20 protein-coding genes and 3 pseudogenes are annotated in these 19,261 nt (G+C 39.1%); 17 read left to right on the top strand and 6 right to left on the bottom strand.

Features of this window, described 5'->3' with window-relative positions; genetic code table 11:
- Positions 1-120 precede the first annotated feature (120 nt).
- The 12 genes and pseudogenes from K6J66_RS06265 to K6J66_RS06210 all read left to right on the top strand — a co-directional run bounded on the left by K6J66_RS06265 (position 121) and on the right by K6J66_RS06210 (position 7,247).
- Positions 121-1,365, top strand: coding sequence for an integrase arm-type DNA-binding domain-containing protein (locus tag K6J66_RS06265; protein ID WP_005657489.1), 1,245 nt, complete (start codon positions 121-123; stop codon positions 1,363-1,365).
- A gap of 88 nt (positions 1,366-1,453) precedes the next feature.
- A complete protein-coding gene (locus K6J66_RS06260) occupies positions 1,454-2,380 on the top strand; it encodes a hypothetical protein (RefSeq protein ID WP_038439742.1) in 927 nt (308 codons plus the stop codon).
- A gap of 187 nt (positions 2,381-2,567) precedes the next feature.
- Positions 2,568-2,777 (top strand): helix-turn-helix transcriptional regulator, encoded by a 210-nt coding sequence (locus K6J66_RS06255; RefSeq protein WP_005659586.1) that lies wholly within the window; start codon positions 2,568-2,570, stop codon positions 2,775-2,777.
- Positions 2,778-2,787: 10 nt separating this feature from the next.
- Positions 2,788-3,060 (top strand): helix-turn-helix domain-containing protein, encoded by a 273-nt coding sequence (locus tag K6J66_RS06250; RefSeq protein WP_005657496.1) that lies wholly within the window; start codon positions 2,788-2,790, stop codon positions 3,058-3,060.
- Between the two features lie 324 nt (positions 3,061-3,384).
- On the top strand, positions 3,385-3,600 hold the full coding sequence (locus K6J66_RS06245) for a hypothetical protein (RefSeq protein WP_005657503.1): 216 nt from the start codon (positions 3,385-3,387) through the stop codon (positions 3,598-3,600).
- Positions 3,601-3,609: 9 nt separating this feature from the next.
- Positions 3,610-3,984, top strand: a complete 375-nt coding sequence (locus tag K6J66_RS06240) for a terminase (RefSeq protein ID WP_038439741.1) — start codon at positions 3,610-3,612, stop codon at positions 3,982-3,984.
- An 85-nt stretch (positions 3,985-4,069) separates the two neighbouring features.
- The gene (locus K6J66_RS06235; RefSeq protein WP_038439740.1) at positions 4,070-4,753 is read left to right on the top strand and encodes a Rha family transcriptional regulator; all 684 of its coding nucleotides are present in this window, start codon (positions 4,070-4,072) and stop codon (positions 4,751-4,753) included.
- A 79-nt stretch (positions 4,754-4,832) separates the two neighbouring features.
- Positions 4,833-5,258, top strand: a complete 426-nt coding sequence (locus K6J66_RS06230; protein WP_038439739.1) for a winged helix-turn-helix domain-containing protein — start codon at positions 4,833-4,835, stop codon at positions 5,256-5,258.
- A 333-nt stretch (positions 5,259-5,591) separates the two neighbouring features.
- Positions 5,592-6,089, top strand: a complete 498-nt coding sequence (locus K6J66_RS06225) for a host cell division inhibitor Icd-like protein (RefSeq protein ID WP_038439738.1) — start codon at positions 5,592-5,594, stop codon at positions 6,087-6,089.
- Entirely contained in the window at positions 6,082-6,453 is a 372-nt protein-coding gene (locus K6J66_RS06220) for a hypothetical protein (protein WP_038439737.1), read from the top strand. Before K6J66_RS06225 ends, K6J66_RS06220 begins: the two co-directional genes overlap by 8 nt.
- The gene (locus K6J66_RS06215) at positions 6,443-6,646 is read left to right on the top strand and encodes a hypothetical protein (RefSeq protein ID WP_005657520.1); all 204 of its coding nucleotides are present in this window, start codon (positions 6,443-6,445) and stop codon (positions 6,644-6,646) included. Before K6J66_RS06220 ends, K6J66_RS06215 begins: the two co-directional genes overlap by 11 nt.
- Positions 6,633-7,247, top strand: a pseudogene (locus K6J66_RS06210) (hypothetical protein). The gene K6J66_RS06215 and the pseudogene K6J66_RS06210 overlap by 14 nt, the downstream one beginning before the upstream one ends.
- A gap of 828 nt (positions 7,248-8,075) precedes the next feature.
- Here the strand turns inward: K6J66_RS06210 and siaB are convergent.
- Complete coding sequence (gene siaB, locus K6J66_RS06205; RefSeq protein WP_038439736.1) at positions 8,076-8,750, bottom strand: 5-acetyl neuraminic acid cytidyl-transferase; 675 nt, start codon at positions 8,748-8,750, stop codon at positions 8,076-8,078.
- Between the two features lie 113 nt (positions 8,751-8,863).
- On the opposite strand from siaB, the gene K6J66_RS06200 reads away from it, so the two are divergent.
- Complete coding sequence (locus K6J66_RS06200; protein WP_038439734.1) at positions 8,864-9,526, top strand: NAD(P)H-dependent oxidoreductase; 663 nt, start codon at positions 8,864-8,866, stop codon at positions 9,524-9,526.
- Between the two features lie 46 nt (positions 9,527-9,572).
- Here K6J66_RS06200 and apbC read toward each other — a convergent pair whose 3' ends face one another.
- On the bottom strand, positions 9,573-10,685 hold the full coding sequence (apbC, locus tag K6J66_RS06195; RefSeq protein WP_038439733.1) for an iron-sulfur cluster carrier protein ApbC: 1,113 nt from the start codon (positions 10,683-10,685) through the stop codon (positions 9,573-9,575).
- A gap of 149 nt (positions 10,686-10,834) precedes the next feature.
- Here apbC and metG point away from each other — a divergent pair, with 149 nt between their 5' ends.
- Together metG and tehB are read left to right on the top strand one after the other, a co-directional pair.
- The gene (metG, locus tag K6J66_RS06190) at positions 10,835-12,883 is read left to right on the top strand and encodes a methionine--tRNA ligase (protein ID WP_038439731.1); all 2,049 of its coding nucleotides are present in this window, start codon (positions 10,835-10,837) and stop codon (positions 12,881-12,883) included.
- 110 nt (positions 12,884-12,993) lie between these two features.
- Positions 12,994-13,854 (top strand): SAM-dependent methyltransferase TehB, encoded by an 861-nt coding sequence (tehB, locus tag K6J66_RS06185; RefSeq protein WP_038439730.1) that lies wholly within the window; start codon positions 12,994-12,996, stop codon positions 13,852-13,854.
- Between the two features lie 43 nt (positions 13,855-13,897).
- Here tehB and gloB read toward each other — a convergent pair whose 3' ends face one another.
- From gloB to K6J66_RS06165, 4 genes and pseudogenes are all read right to left on the bottom strand, one after another.
- Entirely contained in the window at positions 13,898-14,599 is a 702-nt protein-coding gene (gloB, locus tag K6J66_RS06180) for a hydroxyacylglutathione hydrolase (protein WP_005692278.1), read from the bottom strand.
- Between the two features lie 51 nt (positions 14,600-14,650).
- Complete coding sequence (locus tag K6J66_RS06175) at positions 14,651-15,457, bottom strand: class I SAM-dependent methyltransferase (protein WP_038439729.1); 807 nt, start codon at positions 15,455-15,457, stop codon at positions 14,651-14,653.
- A pseudogene (locus K6J66_RS06170) lies at positions 15,454-16,219 on the bottom strand (ABC transporter ATP-binding protein). Before K6J66_RS06170 ends, K6J66_RS06175 begins: the two are co-directional and overlap by 4 nt.
- Positions 16,219-16,365, bottom strand: a pseudogene (locus tag K6J66_RS06165) (iron chelate uptake ABC transporter family permease subunit); the annotation flags it as partial. The pseudogenes K6J66_RS06165 and K6J66_RS06170, both read right to left, overlap by 1 nt.
- Positions 16,366-16,427: 62 nt before the next feature.
- Between K6J66_RS06165 and K6J66_RS06155 the strand changes: the two are divergent.
- Both K6J66_RS06155 and ycaO read left to right on the top strand, forming a co-directional pair.
- Positions 16,428-16,814 (top strand): hypothetical protein, encoded by a 387-nt coding sequence (locus K6J66_RS06155; RefSeq protein WP_014550709.1) that lies wholly within the window; start codon positions 16,428-16,430, stop codon positions 16,812-16,814.
- A 131-nt stretch (positions 16,815-16,945) separates the two neighbouring features.
- Positions 16,946-18,709 carry a 30S ribosomal protein S12 methylthiotransferase accessory factor YcaO gene (ycaO, locus tag K6J66_RS06150; RefSeq protein WP_110442645.1) on the top strand — a complete coding sequence of 588 codons (1,764 nt, stop codon included), beginning with the start codon at positions 16,946-16,948 and terminating at the stop codon, positions 18,707-18,709.
- Positions 18,710-19,261 lie beyond the last annotated feature (552 nt).

Genomic DNA, 19,261 nt, shown 5'->3' with positions numbered 1-19,261 from the left:
ACCGTACAAAACCTGTTAGAAAAAAGCGTTAACGATATTTTAGCTATATCTAAATTTTTAAAAATCTGAATCACCGTCTGAGTTATTTAGAACGGTTTTCAACTCTCAGAAAGAAGCAATATGGCACGCACAATCACACCGCTAAACAGCACTAAAATAGATAAAGCCAAGCCGCAGGAAAAGGAATTTACCCTATCCGATGGCAAAGGGCTTTATCTGTTGGTTAAGCCCAATGGGGCTAAGTTATGGCGGTTTAACTATTACAAGCCTTTCACGCAACCAAAGAAAAGGGCGTTAATCGGCGTTGGCAAATACCCTAATATTTCCTTACAGCAGGCAAGAGCAATCAGAGATGAGTATTTATCTTTACTTGCGCAGAATATCGATCCGGCAATCTATCGCCAACAGCAAGAACAAGAGAAGCAAAATGAGCTGAATAATACCTATGAAGCAGTAGCGTGGGCATGGCTTGAGTATCGCAAAACCAAAAAGAACTTTTCAGATAATTATCAAAAAGACGTTATAAGCCTGATTAATCGTTGCTTATTACCGCATTTTGGCCATTTGCCTATTTCCCAAATTACCGCGCCAATGGCATTAAAGGCATTTAAGCAGTATCAAGATGAAGGGCATTTAGAAAAGCTCAAACGGACGATTCAGAAACATAACGAGATCATGACTTATGCCCTACACCGAGACTTAATCTCTTTTAATCCTACGGCAAATATCGCAAAGGAATTTGACAGCCCAACGGTTGAACATTTCAAAACCCTTAAGCCGGAGGACTTAAGTGAATTTATGTTCACACTACAAAACGCTCAGATTCACTTACAGACGCGTTATTTGATTTTATGGCAACTGCTCACCATGACAAGACCGAACGAAGCGGCTACGGCGAAATGGGAGGATATTGACGAGAAAAACAGAATATGGACTATTCCAGCGGAGCAAATGAAACGCGGCATTGAACATAGAATCACGTTATCACGGCAAGCCTTAGCCCTGTTAGGACAAATTAAAAAATTGAGTGGTGGAAAAACTTACCTATTCCCCAGTGTAAAGAACCCACAATCCCACGTTAATACGCAAACGGCAAACGCCGCGATTAAGCGAATGGGCTACGCTGGTAAATTGGTGGCGCACGGTTTACGCAGTATCGCTAGCACCTATTTAAACGATCAGGGCTTTAATAGTGATTTGATTGAGGTAGCACTATCACACCTCAATTCAGACCGAGTAAAAACTGCCTATGACAGAGGGGAAAAATTAGAACAGCGATTCAAGCTATTGCAAGCATGGTCGGATTTTGTAGAACAATCCTCACAAGGCACTTTGCCGCAATTTCATTTAAAGATTGTGGCTTAGTCTCATGAAACCTCAGGTAAAGTGCGGTCGTTTTTGACGGCGTTTTACTACTTAAAAACACCGTAGATTAAATATTAAGATTGAACAAATGAAGAAATTTTATAAATTAAAAAAATGGCTCACCATTGATGAAGCTGCCCACCGATTAAGTATTGAATTAGGCGAAAAAGTAACAAACGCAGATGTTTTACAATTATCGGTAGATGAGCAGCTTAAGGTTTCAGTATATTTTCCTCATAGCTGGACTGGCAAAATTTGTGATCTAACAACAGATGAAAATATTATAAAACAGAATAAAAAAGAAATCATAGGATTTGACGGTCACCCTTTTATATATTCTGAATATCAAAGATGTAGTGAAACAGAATATATAAAAATTGATGATAATGTTAGAGAATTTAGAGCTGGTGTATGGGAGCTAAAATTAATAGGAAATGAAAAAATAGATCTTGAATGGCAATTAAAAGAAGAACATGGTTTACCAATAGTAGATATATTTAATCTGAATGGTTTCTATGTAAAGAATAAAGATGGGATAGTTATAGAAAGACAAACTAAACTAAGCCCCGATGAATATCTTAAGCTCCAAAAGGAAATTAGTAACGATATAAAAAAACAACTTGCAAAATCAGATATACCCGAACTAGAAAAAGCTAAAATTAGAGAAAAAATTGATACTAAAAAATTTAAAAATACAACTTTTAGTTACCCTTGTGCTGGGCTAGGTGAAATTGATGGTGCATTTTTCGTTATTCAAGCAGAGCATTTAAACGAATTTTTAGCTAGTTTAGATAGTGACGTAGATTACAATAACAAATTAGATTTAGATAATGCTATGTATCTATTAGGCGAAGTTTTACAGATCGTAGGTACTAGAGCAAAGAAATGGACACAAAGTGAAATCATAGACAAGATTTTAGAGCGTCGCCAAAATGAAAATATTTCTGCAAAAGGCTTAAAACAACGAACAATCGAAGAATATTTTGCCAATGCCAACAAAAGACTAAAACCATAATCCACCAACGCCCATTTCAGGGCGTTTTTCATATCTGCTAAAAATCCTTAAAAATCAATCCTATTTTTTCGTAACGAAAATATCTTTTTCGTTGCGATGATTCAATATTTTCACTTTTCTACAATCCACTCCGACACAACGAAGCCCCAAACGGCTTTAACCATTCCAACCAGTACGGAGTAAAACAATGAATCAAACTGATCGCATTATCCGCCGCCTTGAGACCATGAAAATGTTAGGCGTAAGCAAATCCACCTTTGCCGATTGGCAAAACCCTAAATCGAAACGTTACCGCCCGGACTTTCCAAAGAAAATTCAATTAGGGGTTAATTCAGTCGGTTACTTGGAAAGTGAAATCAACTCTTACATTACCAAACTGGCAGAAGCGAGAGCGTAGGAGGACGTTAATGATTATTTCCACCACCAGCACGGGCGAACAACGCCGATTCACCATTGAACGGTTAAGAGAACGCCCACACAGCACCAACGAGCTACGACAAATGGGCGTTTATTACCCGCCGGCACGCATTAAAGAATTACGCAATCAAGGTTATCTAATCGATACCTTCTACCGAGAGGAAACCGACAACACCGGCTTAACCCACCGTGTAGGCGTTTATGTTCTACATGAAAACACAGTAAGCCAAAAACGCAATGAGACGAGCATAGAGGGATTTTAACAATGAGCAATACAAACAACCAACCCAACCAGAAATCCGCAACACGGCGACGCTATGGGGTATTTACAGCGCTATTGAGGAAATCTACGAAATAGCAGACGCGACATTAGATGGCAAAATTACCAAAACAACAACCACCGGGGATGGGAAAAAAGTACAAATCCCATTCACTCACAAAGACGGCTTAGAGTTCGTTTTAGATAGATTGAGTGTAGTGCTATCAGATATTGACGACTTGAAACGACAAATTGAGGTACTGGCTACCAACCCGAAAACCGAACGGGATTATTTAACCTTGCCGGTGGTGGACCTAGGAGGGGCGCAATGACAAACCAAGAAAACGACACTCAACAAAAACCTACGCTACAACTGGCACGGGCTTATGTAGCCAAGTTACACGAAATCAGCGGAGCGATGGCGGAAGGGAAGCAACTTAAAGGCAACCACACCCCCGCCGATATTTGGAAGATTGTTCACGAGCAGTTAGGCAATGTAGATAGCTTGATTGAAATCGCACAAAAGCAACTACGGGAAATCTAGGGGGAATAAATGGGTTACGGATGGGAAATTCGGCGGCAATTTGCCAAAGCCTACGCAAGAAACGGCAATGCAACCCACGCCCTGAAAATGGTATTAGGCGAGGAACGGGCGGAAAAAATGCAACCGCACACACTACGCGTAAAAGCTAGCGAGTTATTGAATGACTATCGAGCAGTAGAGCTTATTGAGCAGGAGAAAGCGGAAATGCAACAGCGGGGCGAACCTTTACCGCGTTACAGGGGGCGAACTGAACGCACGGATTTAATCACCGGCGAGCCGATAGAAATCAAGCTTCCGCCGACACGCCCTTTTGTGATTCCGTGGGGAATGAGGGAACTATTTAATCGAATGGAGAGATTAAAAAGATCCACCGGCAAAACCTGACATTTTACGGGGCAAAAATTAAAAGGCACCTTTGAGCAATAAAGATCCGCTTAGAAAACGGCAAGGGTTTAGAAGGAAAAACGACATGAAAACCTTAACAAAACTTAATGAAACAGCGGTATTTCCTAAAGTATTTCACAAGGAAACCGTGGCAATGACAGACACCCGCAAAGTGTCACAGTTTTTTGGTAAGCAGCATAAAAACGTTTTGCGCATTATTGAAAATCTAGGTTGTTCCGGTGAATTTTGGCGGCTCAATTTTAAGCCGTCAAAATACAAAGACGAACGCGGCAAAATGCAACCAACCTACTTAATGACCCAAGACGGGTTTACGTTGTTAACGATGGGATTTACCGGCAAGAAAGCAATGCAGTTCAAAGAGGCTTACATTGCCGAATTTAACACTATGAAAAACTGGATTATTGCTAAAGGAAAATTGGCTAGCGACCAGCACCGCATGAATGAAGCCATTAAGTTCATTCAAGACACGACAGGGCGAAAAGATGAACGCGCTTATAGCCGTGAAAATAATCTGGTTTATGTGGTGGCATTAGGTAAAAGCCGCAAGAAATGGTTAATTGATAATGGCTATTCCACCAGCGAAGAAATTCGCCATTGTTTGAGCGAAGCACAGCTACAACTTGTTGATGATTTGCTTTCTGAAAATGCGGTGATGATTAAGCTAGGCATGGAATATTACACACGTAAAACCAAACTGGAACAAAGCGCGCTTTACTTTTTGCGTAAGCAGTTACCGAAAGCAGCATAGGGCATAAAACAAAAATGCCTATGCTTTACAATATGAGGCATAGGCAAGATTAAATTATCAAATTAAACGGGTTTATTATATGACGGGTTACGCAGAAAGAAAAGGCAGAAGCGGTAAACGTAGCGAACTGAAAAAAAGTATTAATGACAGTACATTCACTGCCTTACGGCATGATGTAATCAATAGCCCTAGCTTCTTAGGCTTAAGCAATTCCGCAAAAGTGGCTTTTTTACACTTATTGGCAAAATATAACCGTAAGAATAACGGGGATTTATCCGCACCACAAAGCCGATCTAAGCAAGAATTTAACTTATCCGCCCCTAGTCTAAGAACCGGACTAAAAGAGCTTGAACAGAACGGCTTTATTGAAACTACCCGACAAGGTGGCAAGAATCAATGCTCACTTTATGCCTTAACGTGCTTTCCACTAAATGATGTAAACAAGGCGGGAATATTTATCAAAGCGACAGAAAGCCCGAGCGATAAATGGAAAAAGTCATTTTAGCTTTTGTCCCGAATTTTTTGCGAAAGACCAAATTATATTTATCGTTCATTTTTTAAATAATTTTACAGATAAAAAACACAATAAAAAAACATAGCCTATGGCTATAATATATAAAGGTAGTAAAAATTTTACCCAATGAGAGTGCTAAAAATACGCTGACTTAGTAAAATTTTTACCCAACTCAACATAAAAACGATTAAAAAATGCGCAGGGCATCTAAAATTTTTTCCTAAGTTGGGTAAAATTTTTACTATCAAAAAATCGAAATAACCTTCAAAAACTACTTTACAAACTCCCCATATTTTTGCCAATATATTCACGCAGTCGCAAAAAGTGATTGCCAGCCGTGGAAAGCTGAATTATCTATCACAGGCGAACGACAGCACGCCATTAGACCGTGCTTTTTTTGTTCGTAACATTCGCACACCAAAAGAATATGCGGATTTTGTTTTCAATCTAAATCCGATCATTCTCTCAATGGTAGAGCGTAATGAGCCGTCTATGACGGGCTGTCTTCCTGTGATGGCAGTTTTCCACCTTGCTACGCTCTACCGCCCGACCGTGGAAAGTCTAGCGGTAGATTCTGAAAATTTATCACAGGACACCGCAGAAATGATCTACAAATTTCTTTGCGTCAATCGCACACAAGCGCATTTTAACTTATGCGTCATATCTCTTAATTCTACCACCGAAGAACAGGCACGTTTGAGCCTATCTGCTGATTATCGTTTTATTGCGGTGGTAGCGAGAATCAATCCTCAAAATAACCGCACTTTAGCGGCACTTCCTACCCTTTCTGTACCTGTAACACAAGGGGGCGCAAATGTTTAATCAATCAATTTTATCTGCACTTCAAGAGATGGCGGACTTTAACGACATTAACAACTACAAGCAAATCCCTGTACCAATGAGTAAGGAAAAATTAACAGACTTACACTGTGAATCTGAAAATCTTTGCGAATCTATCGAATATGGCTTAATGCACTTAGGCGATTTAATGCAAACCCTAGGCAATCTTGCCGACACAGAGCAGGATTTTACACGGGAGGCAATGAGTAACGATAACGTGAAACATATCGGGGGATTAATCAAGGCAAACGCCTATCTTCTCAATGCGTTAAGAGAAACCGCCAGCTTAAACGAATATTATCTTGCTGGTGGCTTAGATGGGGAGATTGAAAGAAATGATGATTAAACCGAACCTACCCTATCAATTAATCTTTGTTTATGACAATGGCGACCAATTCATAGCGGGCGAATATGGCACGCTTAGAGAGGCTTTACAGGCAAAAATCAGATGTAAGCACGAAATAGGACAAACTGATATTTGCGGTCGAGTGTTAGACGTGATCACGATTTTAAAAGGGGAAGAAAATGAAACCAACTAATCCAATGGCGCAGCTTCAACAGTGGAAAGATAATCGTGCGCCAGTGAATGGAAAACACGTTCAAAACTGCGAAAGAAATTGCGAAACTGCGAAACGAAACAAAACACAGTTAACCCTTGATGATACTGGCTTTATAAAAAGAAACTGCGAAACAGGCTGCGAATTTGCGAAAGCGAAAAATGATTCGGTTAAAAATGCCAACCAAACCAATTTTGGTTTAGTTAAAAATACGCAAGGAAACGAGCATAGAGAGACTAAAAACAAATACTAAGGGAAACTATCTATCAATCCATTGGTGGCGGAATATAGCCAGCTTTCCCGCCAATTTAAGCTAATTCATGATAGTAACCGCAAATGTCTAGAAGTTTACCAGGGCGACTTCCACCACAAACTAAAAATGCGTGGGGAATGTGTTGATTTAGTGGAGCGATTAAAAGGTGGTGGAAAGTTATTTAATGAATTAGCCAAGGGCACCAATTTAACCCAAGAACAGACCGCACTTTTGAAGGCATTTAATCAGGTAAGCGGCTATCTAATCCATAAGTTTTCGGAAGTGGCAGAGCAGATTGACCGGCTCAATATTGAGCGCGTTGAAGGGTAAAAAACGACGGATAGCAAAGCGGATTAATCCACCGGTTACACCGATGTAAAAAGGCTTGATGTAGTGCATTGAGCCTTTTTTATTGAGTTTTGCGACCAGTACGCGCGCACGCACGAGGGGGGGGTAAAATCGCTATGGGTTTTACCTGTCAAAACCGTACATTCAACTCAATTTTTACAACCGCAAAATTAATATTTTAGATGAAAGATGATGATGCCTAGAAACCTAAAAATTAGCCGAAAACTGCGAGCCTGAAACCCCGTGGAAAGGGGCGTCCCCTTAGGAGTACCTTTTAATCTCTAGCTACTAGCGATAATCATCACTCATCATTGCACGACAAGCATTAGAAACAAGATGCTTTATCCCTTCCTTTTGTGAATTAGAAAATTTGTCAAATAGATCACATTTTTCTTTTTTGCTGGTGGCTAGAAGTGATTAAATTCACAAAAAAAAATCTCCTGCGAAAATTTTTATTTTTACAGATAACCGCCCTATCATTCCCTACCTGAAAAAACATAGATTGAAATTTTGAATCTTAAATGATGATGAATAGTTATTCGCAAAAATGAATAGAATTTAGGGGGCACTTTAGATTTTAGTTATACAGAGTAAAATCAAAATTACACAAATCTAGCAATAACAATACTTACAAGTAACAATTCAGATGACACAGCACCTGCAGGGGAATCAACAATTTTTACTATTTTGAAGATAAAACTCGATGACTTGTTGCTTGAAAAAAATTGTATTTGGTCATAAAAAATCTGCACCTTAGTTGGTTGTTTAATCCAACTTTTGGAGTGCAGATCAAAAGTGCGGCCAATTTTTTTAGAATTCTTTTGAAATTAAACTTTCGGCTAATTGCAAATCAAGTGTGGAGTCAATATCAATGGAACGATAAGTTGGCATTAAATAAAAACGCATTGGCGCAATAAAAAAACGTTTTTCTTCAAAGAGACTTTCGATGTCATTAATATAAATTGCACCATTTGCACGATAAGATTTCGGTAATTTTTGACGAGGGGATTCAAAATCCGTTAATTCGTGAATAGGCTGAACTTCAGTGCCTTCTAAAGTAAAGGATTTATAAGGATGATGCTCACATTCGCAAGCGGAAACCACTGATTTATATTTGCCGCCAAGGAAAATTTCCATTGCATTACGAATATCTAAAGCATTACGCAATGGGCTGGTTGGCTGCAAAAGTGCGGCGGTGCCTTGTGAAATATTGAGTGTTTCTAAGCAATGCAAAATAGCATCAATGGTGCGTGTATCACTTTGAGCTAAACTTTCAGGGCGTGCCACTGGTTTTGCGCCGTATTTTGTGGCTTCTTTTAAAATATTTTCACCGTCTGATGTCACCACAATTTGATCAAACATACCCGATTCTTGCGCTGCCAAAATCGCACGCCCCACCAAAGAAACACCACCCACAAGCTGTAAATTTTTGTCTTTAATTCCTTTAGAACCCGCTCTCGCAGGAATAATTGCAATTCTTGTCATTATTTTCACTCTCTGTGATAAAAGTGCTGACTATTCTAGAATCTTTCCCTTGTTTTAGCAAAAACTAATCTTTAATATGGCACCACATTTTTGTTTAACAAAGAGGAAATAAAATGACTCAACTTACTCGTGAACAAGTTCTTGAACTCTTCCATCAACGCAGCTCAACACGTTATTACGACCCCGCAAAAAAAATCAGTGATGAAGATTTTGAATGTATTTTAGAGTGCGGTCGATTATCGCCGAGTTCTGTAGGCTCTGAGCCTTGGAAATTTTTAGTGATTCAAAATAAAACCTTACGCGAAAAAATGAAACCTTTTAGCTGGGGAATGATAAATCAGCTTGATAATTGCAGTCATCTTGTGGTAATTCTCGCGAAGAAAAATGCCCGTTATGATAGTCCGTTTTTTGTGGATGTGATGGCACGCAAAGGCTTGAACGCAGAGCAACAAAAAGCCGCCCTCGCAAAATACAAAGCCCTGCAAGAAGAAGATATGAAATTACTCGAAAACGACCGCACTTTATTTGATTGGTGCAGTAAACAAACTTATATTGCCCTTGCAAATATGCTTACTGGAGCTTCAGCCCTTGGCATCGACTCTTGCCCAATTGAAGGTTTTCATTACGACAAAATGAATGAATGCCTCGCCGAAGAAGGATTATTCGATCTTCAAGAATATGCGGTTTCTGTCGCCGCAACCTTTGGCTATCGCTCACGCGATATTGCGAAAAAATCCCGTAAAGCGTTAGATGAAGTGGTGAGATGGGTGGGGTAAAAATCCCATTAAAAAAGGGCTGCAAATGCAGCCCTATCTTTTTTGATTATTTCACTTCTTTAAATAAAATCTCGCTTGGGATTACGGAACCTTGCCAGTAAAGTTCTGTAGAGACTTTTTCTGCAAGTTGTAAGAACGCTTGTGAAATTTCATTTTCAGGCACTCGCACAACGGTCGGGTTGCCTGCATCTAAATCTTCACGGATACGAATATGCAGAGGAAGTTGAGCTAATACTTTTACATTGTATTTTTCCGCCATTTTCTCTGCACCGCCTGTGCCAAAAATCGCTTCGTGATGACCGCACTTACTACAAATATGCATCGACATATTTTCCACAATGCCTAACACTGGTACGGATACTCGCTCAAACATTGAAATACCTTTCACTGCATCAAGCAAAGCAATATCTTGTGGAGTTGTCACTACCACTGCGCCAGTCACAGGGATTTGTTGTGATAAGGTAAGTTGAATATCGCCAGTGCCAGGAGGCATATCGATAACAAGATAATCTAAACTATCCCATAGGGTTTCATTTAATAATTGGCTTAATGCACTACTCGCCATTGGGCCGCGCCAAATTGTTGCACTATCTTCATTCATTAAAAAGCCAATGGAATTTGCAGATAAACCATGGGCTTTAATTGGGGTGATGTGTTGATTATCTGGCGAAGTCGGGCGTTGATCCGCTGCGCCTAACATATGTGGAATAGAAGGGCCATAAATATCCGCATCTAAAATCCCAACACGTGCGCCTTGTGCTTGTAATGCTAAAGCGAGATTAACGGAAACCGATGATTTCCCTACGCCGCCTTTACCAGAACTCACCGCAATAATATTTTTCACACCTTTTACAGCAGGTTGATTATTTGCACGTTTAAGTGTGGCGATTTGATAAGTCACCGCCCATTTAATTGCTTTACAATCTGTCGCTTTCAACAACGCATCAGAAACCGCTTGTTTTAACTGTTCTGCACCAGAATTCCACGCAAAAGGTAATTTCAATTCAATGCGTAAAGTATCACCGCCCTTTTCCACTTTTTTCAAAGTATTAAGCACAATCAGATCCTTTTGCAGGGTTGGATGCTGAAATTCTTGAATAATCTGCTGAACTTGGTTTTGCTGGTCGGCAGTCAAATTATCAGAAAAGTAGGTTGCCATAATAACTTCCTGTTTAGTAGAGTAAATTTGTCGGGCATATTTAATCACGGAAAGTGCGGTATGTTAAGTTAAAGTTTTTCAAACTAGAAAAAATCCCCTATTTAAAGTAAGATAAGCACAATTTTTGTATGCTAAAAAGAGAATAATAAATGACAACTCAACCCCGTAAAATTTTAGTCACTTGCGCCTTGCCTTATGCCAATGGGGCAATTCATTTAGGCCATATGTTAGAACATATCCAAGCGGATATTTGGGTGCGTTTTCAACGTATGCGTGGCAATAAAATCCATTTTGTCTGTGCGGACGATGCGCACGGCACACCTATTATGCTGAATGCTGATAAACTTGGCATTACACCTGAAGAATTAATTGCTAAAGCAAAAGCCGATCACGTGCGTGATTTTGCAGGTTTTAATATTAGTTTTGATAACTACCATTCCACTCACAGCGAAGAAAACAAACAGCTCACTGCAGAAATTTACAATAAACTCAAAGCTAATGGCTTTATTAAGAGTAAAGTTATTTCTCAGTTATTCGATCCTGAAAAAAATATGTTCTTGCCTGATCGTTTTGTGAAAGGCACTTGCCCGAAATGTAAAGCGGAAGATCAATATGGCGATAACTGCGAAGTTTGTGCTTCTACTTATAGTCCAATGGATTTAATTAATCCTCGTTCAGCCGTTTCTGGCACAACGCCTGTTGTAAAAGAATCTGAACACTTTTTCTTTGACTTACCTGCATTTGAAGGGATGTTAAAAGAATGGACACGTTCTGGCTCACTTCAATCTGAAATTGCCAACAAAATGCAAGAATGGTTTGAAAGCGGTTTACAACAATGGGATATTTCACGCGATGCGCCTTATTTCGGTTTTGAAATTCCGGGCGCAAAAGATAAATTCTTTTATGTTTGGTTAGATGCGCCAATCGGCTATATGGCTTCATTCAAAAATCTATGCAATCGTGAAGGCATTGATTTCAATGAATTTTGGGCTGAAGGCAGTGATGCGGAGCTTTATCATTTCATCGGTAAAGATATCGTTTATTTTCACAGTCTATTTTGGCCTGCAATGCTTGAAGGCAGTGGCTATCGTAAACCGACTAATGTGTTCGCTCATGGCTATGTCACGGTGGATGGGGCGAAGATGTCAAAATCTCGCGGCACATTCATTCAAGCCAGCACTTATTTGAATCATATCGATCCTGAATGTTTGCGTTATTACTATGCAGCAAAATTAAATGATCGCATTGAAGATTTAGACTTTAACCTTGAAGATTTCGTACAACGTGTAAATACAGATATTGTAAATAAATTAGTGAATTTAGCTTCACGCAATGCGGGCTTTATTGCGAAACGCTTTGAAGGCAAACTTGCGGATAAACTGGAAGACGAATCATTATTTGCAGAATTTACCGCTCAAGCCGAGCAAATCACTGCTTATTACGAAAGCCGTGAATACAATAAAGCCATTCGTGAGATTATGGCATTAACGGATAAAGCCAATAAATATATTGATGAAAAAGCCCCTTGGGTGATTGCAAAAGAAGAAGGCAAAGAGGCAGAATTGCAAGCCGTATGTTCAATGGGTATTGAGCTTTTCCGCGTGTTGATGTCTTACTTAAAACCTGTTCTTCCAAAACTGGCAGAACGTGCAGAAGCCTTCTTACAAGCTGAATTACGTTGGGATAATATTCATCAACCATTACTTGGTCATACCCTTGCACCGTTTAAAGCCTTATTCTCTCGTTTAGAGAAAAAACAAATTGATGCCGTAGTGGAAGAAACTAAAGCCTTATTTGCAGCAGCCAATAAAGCCGCAGAAAAAACAGAAGCAAAACCAACCGCACTTTCTGCCGTTGAACCTATTGCTGAAACCATCACGATTGATGATTTCGCTAAACTTGATATGCGTGTAGCAAAAGTACTGAAATGCGAAGCAGTGCCAGAATCTAATAAACTTTTACGTTTTGAATTGGATCTTGGCGATCATACTCGTCAAGTCTTCTCTGGCATTAAAGCGGCTTACAATAAACCTGAAGAACTAGAAGGTCGTTTTGTGATTATGGTGGCAAACCTTGCACCACGTAAAATGAAATTCGGCGTGTCTGAGGGAATGATTCTATCCGCAGGAACAGGCGGTAGTGATTTATTCTTGTTATCTGCCGATAATGGTGTCACCGCAGGTATGCAAGTAAAATAATCAATTCAATTAATTAGGGCAACATTACGTTGCCCTTTTATTTTCTTGTTGAAAATAGATGACTTATAACCTACCATAACACTCAACTATTTATCTGTTTGGAGAATATTATGAAAAACGAATTAATCTGCTATAAACAAATGCCAGTGTGGACAAAAGACAAATTGCCACAAATGTTCCAAGAAAAGCACAACACAAAAGTCGGCACTTGGGGAAAATTAACCGTATTAAAAGGTAAGCTTAAATTTTATGAGCTAACAGAAAATGGCGATGTTATTGCCGAGCATATTTTTACCCCAGAAAGCCACATTCCTTTTGTTGAACCTCAAGCATGGCATCGTGTTGAAGCTCTTTCTGATGACCTAGAATGTACCCTAGGTTTCTATTGCAAAAAAGAAGATTATTTCAGTAAAAAATACAACATGACTGCCATTCACGGCGATGTGGTGGATGCAGCAAAAATTATCTCGCCTTGTAAAGTATTAGATTTAGGTTGCGGACAAGGGCGTAATTCACTTTATTTAAGTTTATTAGGCTATGATGTAACCTCTTGGGATCACAATGAAAACAGCATTGCCTTTTTAAATGAAACCAAAGAGAAAGAAAACCTTAATATTTCTACCGCACTTTACGACATTAACGCCGCCAGCATTCAAGAAAACTATGATTTTATTGTTTCAACGGTGGTGTTTATGTTCTTAAATCGTGAACGTGTGCCGTCAATCATTAAAAATATGCAAGAACACACTAATATTGGCGGGTATAACTTAATCGTTGCCGCCATGTCCACAGATGATGTGCCTTGCCCACTTCCGTTCTCATTCACTTTTGCTGAAAACGAATTGAAAGAATATTACAAAGATTGGGAATTCTTAGAATATAACGAAAATATGGGCGAATTACACAAAACTGATGAAAACGGCAATCGCATTAAAATGAAATTTGCCACAATGTTAGCGAGAAAGAAATAATCTGCTAATTTAAAAAATCACCGCACTTTGTCCTCACCCAATATTAGAAAATATCTTTTGCTTTGCGAAGTGCGGTAAATTCTTCAAGTGTTTTTGCTTGTAAAAACGGATTAATTTCTCGCTCAAGTTTTAAGGTTGTCGGCAAACTCGGTTTATTTTCAGCCCGTTGTGTTTCAACAAAAATACGTTGTTTTTCTACCGCACTTTTTTCTACCAACACAGTTTCCGCAAATGCTAAATTCCCCAAGGTATATTCATGAGCTGGGCAAACAATCGTCTCGTCAGGCAATGTATTCAAACGCTGCAAACCATCAAACATCTGCGCATAATTGCCTGTAAAAACACGTCCGCAACCTGCAGAAAATAACGCATCACCACAAAATAAATGATTATCTACTAAAAAACTAACGTGCTGTTTAGTGTGTCCCCCCGTCGGAATGACATCAATTTGATAATTTGCGGTAAGGATCTTCCCTTCGTTCACAATTTGAGTCGCACCTTTTTTCTCACATTCTTGCGGCCCATAAATCGGCACTGTTGGATAACGTTTTTTAAATGCCGACACACCTTGTGTATGATCATCATGTTCGTGAGTAAGCAACACCGCTTCAATCGTTGCGTTTTGCTTATCTAGCCATGCAAACAGCTTGTCCGTTTCAGGCAAATCGACAATAATAAGTGGCAGATTTTCTCGTTGATAAAGCCAAATGTAGTTATCATTCAGCGCAGGTAAAGCAAATAACATAATCGTCCCTTTAATTAGTGATAGAAAAATAAATTGATTCCACTTGAAACATTAGATGCGATCCACATTCCACCAAATCAACGCCCATTTTTTCTGTCCGTGAGAAATGGGTTCGTTATTGGCTTGTTTACGATCGTAAAAGGCTTTCAAACCTTGTTTTTCTTTTTCGGAAAGCTCGCCTAAAGAAAACTCCACCGAGGCTAATAAATCCTCGTAGCTTTCACCTTGAAAACAACCCGATTCCGTTTCAATAAAATTCAAATTTGCCTGAATGCCTTTTTGATACAACCGATTGAGTAAATAAATATAAGTGGGGAAACCAATATCTTCACGGCCAATCGCCTCAAATACGCCCTCATCTAAGAAATGGCGTTGTGTGACAGAAGTCAAAAACACACGTTTTTTCGCCTTGGCACAGAGTTTTTCGATCATATCGTCCAAATCGTCCACCAACGTTGAACGAGATGCCAACACTACATCAGCTTGTGGCACATCATCCCAATTATCCGCCCAAGATTTATGAAATGTCGTCAGATTATGTAAACCAAATTTCTGCTTGAATTGTGCCAAACAGTCTAACATTCCATTGCTATAATCTAAGGCATATACCGTTGAACCTTGTTGTGCGAGCGGCACAGCAAAAGTACCAGGCCCACAGCCAATATCCAACACAGTTTCATCGGTTTGCACATTCATAGCTTGCAATAATTGCTGATTATATGCTGAAGGTTTGCCGACTAAATTCTCTGCCATTTTCACAGCTTTTTTATCCCATTTTATCGGAGGTAAGTTGTAATGATTACAAGCGATTAAGTGTTGTTGATACAGTTCAGCAAAATTGATGTCGTAAATAGTCATAGTGATTTTTCAATGTAATTATTCAAATGTTGATGTAAAAGTTCGGACGAAGTGCGGTAAATTTTCGCCAAGTTTTCTAAGGTTAATAAATGTTTTTTATCGCCTTGTTGAAAGCCAACTTGTTGATCAAGCAAAACAATATTATCCCCTAAAAATGCCGCTTGTTGTGGATTATGTGTGCTAATAATAAGCGCAATTTTTTGCTTTTGCAGTTGTTTTATTTTTTCTAACACTCGAATTTGATTACCAAAATCAAGGCTAGAAGTCGGTTCGTCCATAATTAAAAGTTTGGCTTGTTGAGCAATCGCACGGGCAATCAACACAAGCTGTTTTTCGCCGCCACTTAATTGATGATAATAACGTTGCGCAAGATGAGCAATTTCTAACTCTTGCAATGCCATTAATGCTAAATCCAAATCAGATTTTTTCGGAGTTTGATACCACTTCAAAAAAGCAGATCGCCCCATCATCACCATATCCTGCACTAAAAAAGGAAATAAATGAGAATGCGCTTGTGGCACATAAGCAATATGCCGAGCCAATTCTGTTGGTGAATAATCAGAAAGTGATTTTCCTTGCCAAACAATATCACCCACCAATAGGCGGTTGTAAACCAAGTAAAGTTTTCAAAAACGTACTTTTGCCTGCACCATTTACACCAAGCAAACAACAAATTTGATTTTCCTCTAGGGTAAATTGGATATGTTGAACCAGTGTTTTTCCTTCATAGCCAATGGCAAGATTTTGTGTTTCGAGTAACATTATTTTTGCCCTCGCACTAATAAATAAAGGAAAAATGGCGCACCACAAGCAGAAGTCAAAATACCAAGTGGTAATTCAATCGGTGCAATCGTGCGAGCCAGCGTATCAGTAAGTAATAAAAAAGACGCACCAAGCAAATAGGCTGTTTTATGATGTTGTTTAGCAAAATCGCGAGCTTGTTTAAGGGTTTCTTCCGCATATTTAGCTTGTGCTTCAGCTTGTTTTTCGTTACCAAGCAATTTACCTAATCTTTGCTGGATTTACCGTATTTGGTTTGTTACTGCATTTTTATAGCCGTAAGAAGAAATGGGTAAAAATCAACACTCAATTTGCCGATCTCATCACACATAATCGCATGCCTTCTTACTGCAATTTAGATCGCTTGATGATGACTTTCGAACATTTTTCTATTCAACAAATCGCCGAGCAACTTAATCTTTCTCTCCCGATTTTATTAAATGAATTATCACAAGCTCAAATAAACATAACTGATTCCCACCGCACTTTACGCGAAAACTTTCCTCTCAACGATGAAAAAATTTTCGCCGCAATTACAATTGCCTTAAAAGTACGGTTCAGTCCAACATTACTCTAACTCTAATATACGTTAAAAGTGCGGTAGAAAACCCCGAAATTTTTCGGGGTTTATTTTTGCCGAAAAAATCTTGCCCCGCCATTAAAACTCCCCTATTATTCACCGCACTTTTTTCTCATTTAGGAACAAAAATGACAGAACAAACCTTTATTCTCGGCAAAGATGCCGCATTAGAAGATAGTATTGCAAAATTTCAGCAAAAATTGACCGCACTTGGTTTTAATATTGAAGAGGCATCTTGGTTGAATCCTGTGCCAAATGTGTGGTCTGTGCATATTCGCGATAAAGACTGTCCGCAGTGTTTTTCTAATGGTAAAGGGGCAAGTAAAAAAGCGGCGTTAGCCTCTGCCCTTGGCGAATACTTTGAGCGTCTTTCCACCAACTATTTTTTTGCTGATTTCTATTTAGGGCAAGAGATTGCAAACGGCGATTTTGTGCATTATCCCAATGAAAAATGGTTCCCAATTGAAGACGATGCTTTACTGCCTAATGGCATTTTAGATGATTATTTATTGGATTATTTTGATCCCAATGCCGAGCTTACGCCTGAATTATTAGTCGATTTACAATCTGGCAATTATGATCGTGGGATCGTGGCGATGCCTTATGTTCGTCAATCGGACGAACAAACCGTTTACATTCCACAAAGTATTATTGCCAACCTTTATGTCTCAAATGGGATGTCTGCGGGCAATACAAAATTTGAAGCACGCGTGCAAGGCTTGTCAGAAGTTTTTGAGCGTTATGTGAAAAACAAAATTATCGCTGAAGCAATTAGTCTGCCAGAAATTCCAAAATCTGTGATGGATCGCTATCCATCTATTCAAGCTTCTATTGCAAAATTAGAGGAAGAAGGTTTCCCAATTTATGCATTTGATGCTTCACTTGGCGGAAAATACCCTGTTATTTGCGTTGTGCTACTCAATCCGAATAACGGTACTTGCTTTGCCTCTTTTGGTGCGCATCCAAATTTCCAAGTGGCATTAGAACGTACTGTGACGGAGCTTTTACAGGGTCGTAGCTTGAAAGATTTAGATGTTTTCTCACCGCCCTCTTTCAATAACGATGATGTAGCTGAACACGCTAATTTAGAAACCCACTTTATTGATTCGAGCGGTTTAATTTCTTGGGATTTATTCAAAGAAACGCCTGATTATGAATTTGCTGATTGGGATTTCAGCGGTACCACACAGGAAGAATACAATAATTTAATGGCGATTTTCCGTGCCGATGAAAAAGAGGTTTACGTAATGGATTACAACCATTTGGATGTCTATGCGTGCCGTATTATTGTGCCAGGTATGTCTGATATTTATCCTGCAGACGATTTAATTTATGCCAATAATAATATGGGAATGGATTGGCGCGAAATTTTACTGGATTTACCAAACTGGCATCACGATGCAGAAACCTATCAAGAATTATTAGAAGAATTAGACGGCCAAAATATTGATGATGCGACTCGCGTGCGTGAATTTATCGGCATCGTTGCACCTAAAAATAGCGGCTGGACAACCTTACGCGTGGGTGAATTAAAATCAATGCTCCACCTTGCATTAGGCGAATTAGAACAAGCATTAGATTGGGCAAATTGGACGCTGAATATGAACAGCTCCGTATTCACCACAGAACCTGTGAATTATTATCGAGCATTAATTTCCATCATTGAATTACATTTAGATCAAAATCGCGAACCAGCGCAATATCGTTCAGTGTTTGAGAAAATGTATGGTAAAGATGCAGTTAAACAAGCTTGGGCAGCTGTCTCTGAAGGTGGCAATCCGTTCTACAATCTTCCTGCAAGTGATGAAAATTTGAAAAACTTTAAGGAACATCAGGCGTTGTTGGGGGCTTATGGGAAGTTGCAGAAAGCCAAAAAAGAAAATTGGAAATAATTAGGTCAGGATTTCGCCTGACGGCGACCTACTTTCTTTTACTCGTGTAAAAGAAAGTAGGCAAAGAAAACACGCCCCAGTTAAATCGCTGTTCTTTGCTTTGTTTCAATTTTCTTAACGGCAATTTGCTGAACTCGCTACGCTCAAACAGACGCAAATTGCCTGAAAATTGAAAGTCGCAAAGGCGATTTATATGGGGCCCCGAATTTATCAGAGCATTATTTAAAAAGTGCGGTTAATTTTAAATTCATTTTAAGAACAAAAAATATTTTGAGTTTTGACCGCACTTTAAATCGGATAAAGAACAAATTGGGTTCCCTTCTTTTCCACCTTTGTGGAATTGAATTTGTAGGAAATTTTCGTCTGTTTGAGCGCAGCGAGTTTAGAAAATTTCCGTGAAACAAATTCAATGGAACAAAGGGAATAAGGAAAAGCAGGGTTGCCTTTCTTTTTGCCTACTTTTTCTTTGGCAAAGCAAAGAAAAAGTAGGTCGCCATCAGGCGAAATCCTGATATCAAAAACCACATATCCACAATTTTATGCTATAATCCG

This window comes from Haemophilus influenzae (assembly GCF_019703545.1).
GTDB lineage: Bacteria > Pseudomonadota > Gammaproteobacteria > Enterobacterales > Pasteurellaceae > Haemophilus > Haemophilus influenzae_E.
Note: the sequence above shows the minus strand (reverse complement) of the source record. Positions and strands in the feature narration are given on the sequence as shown.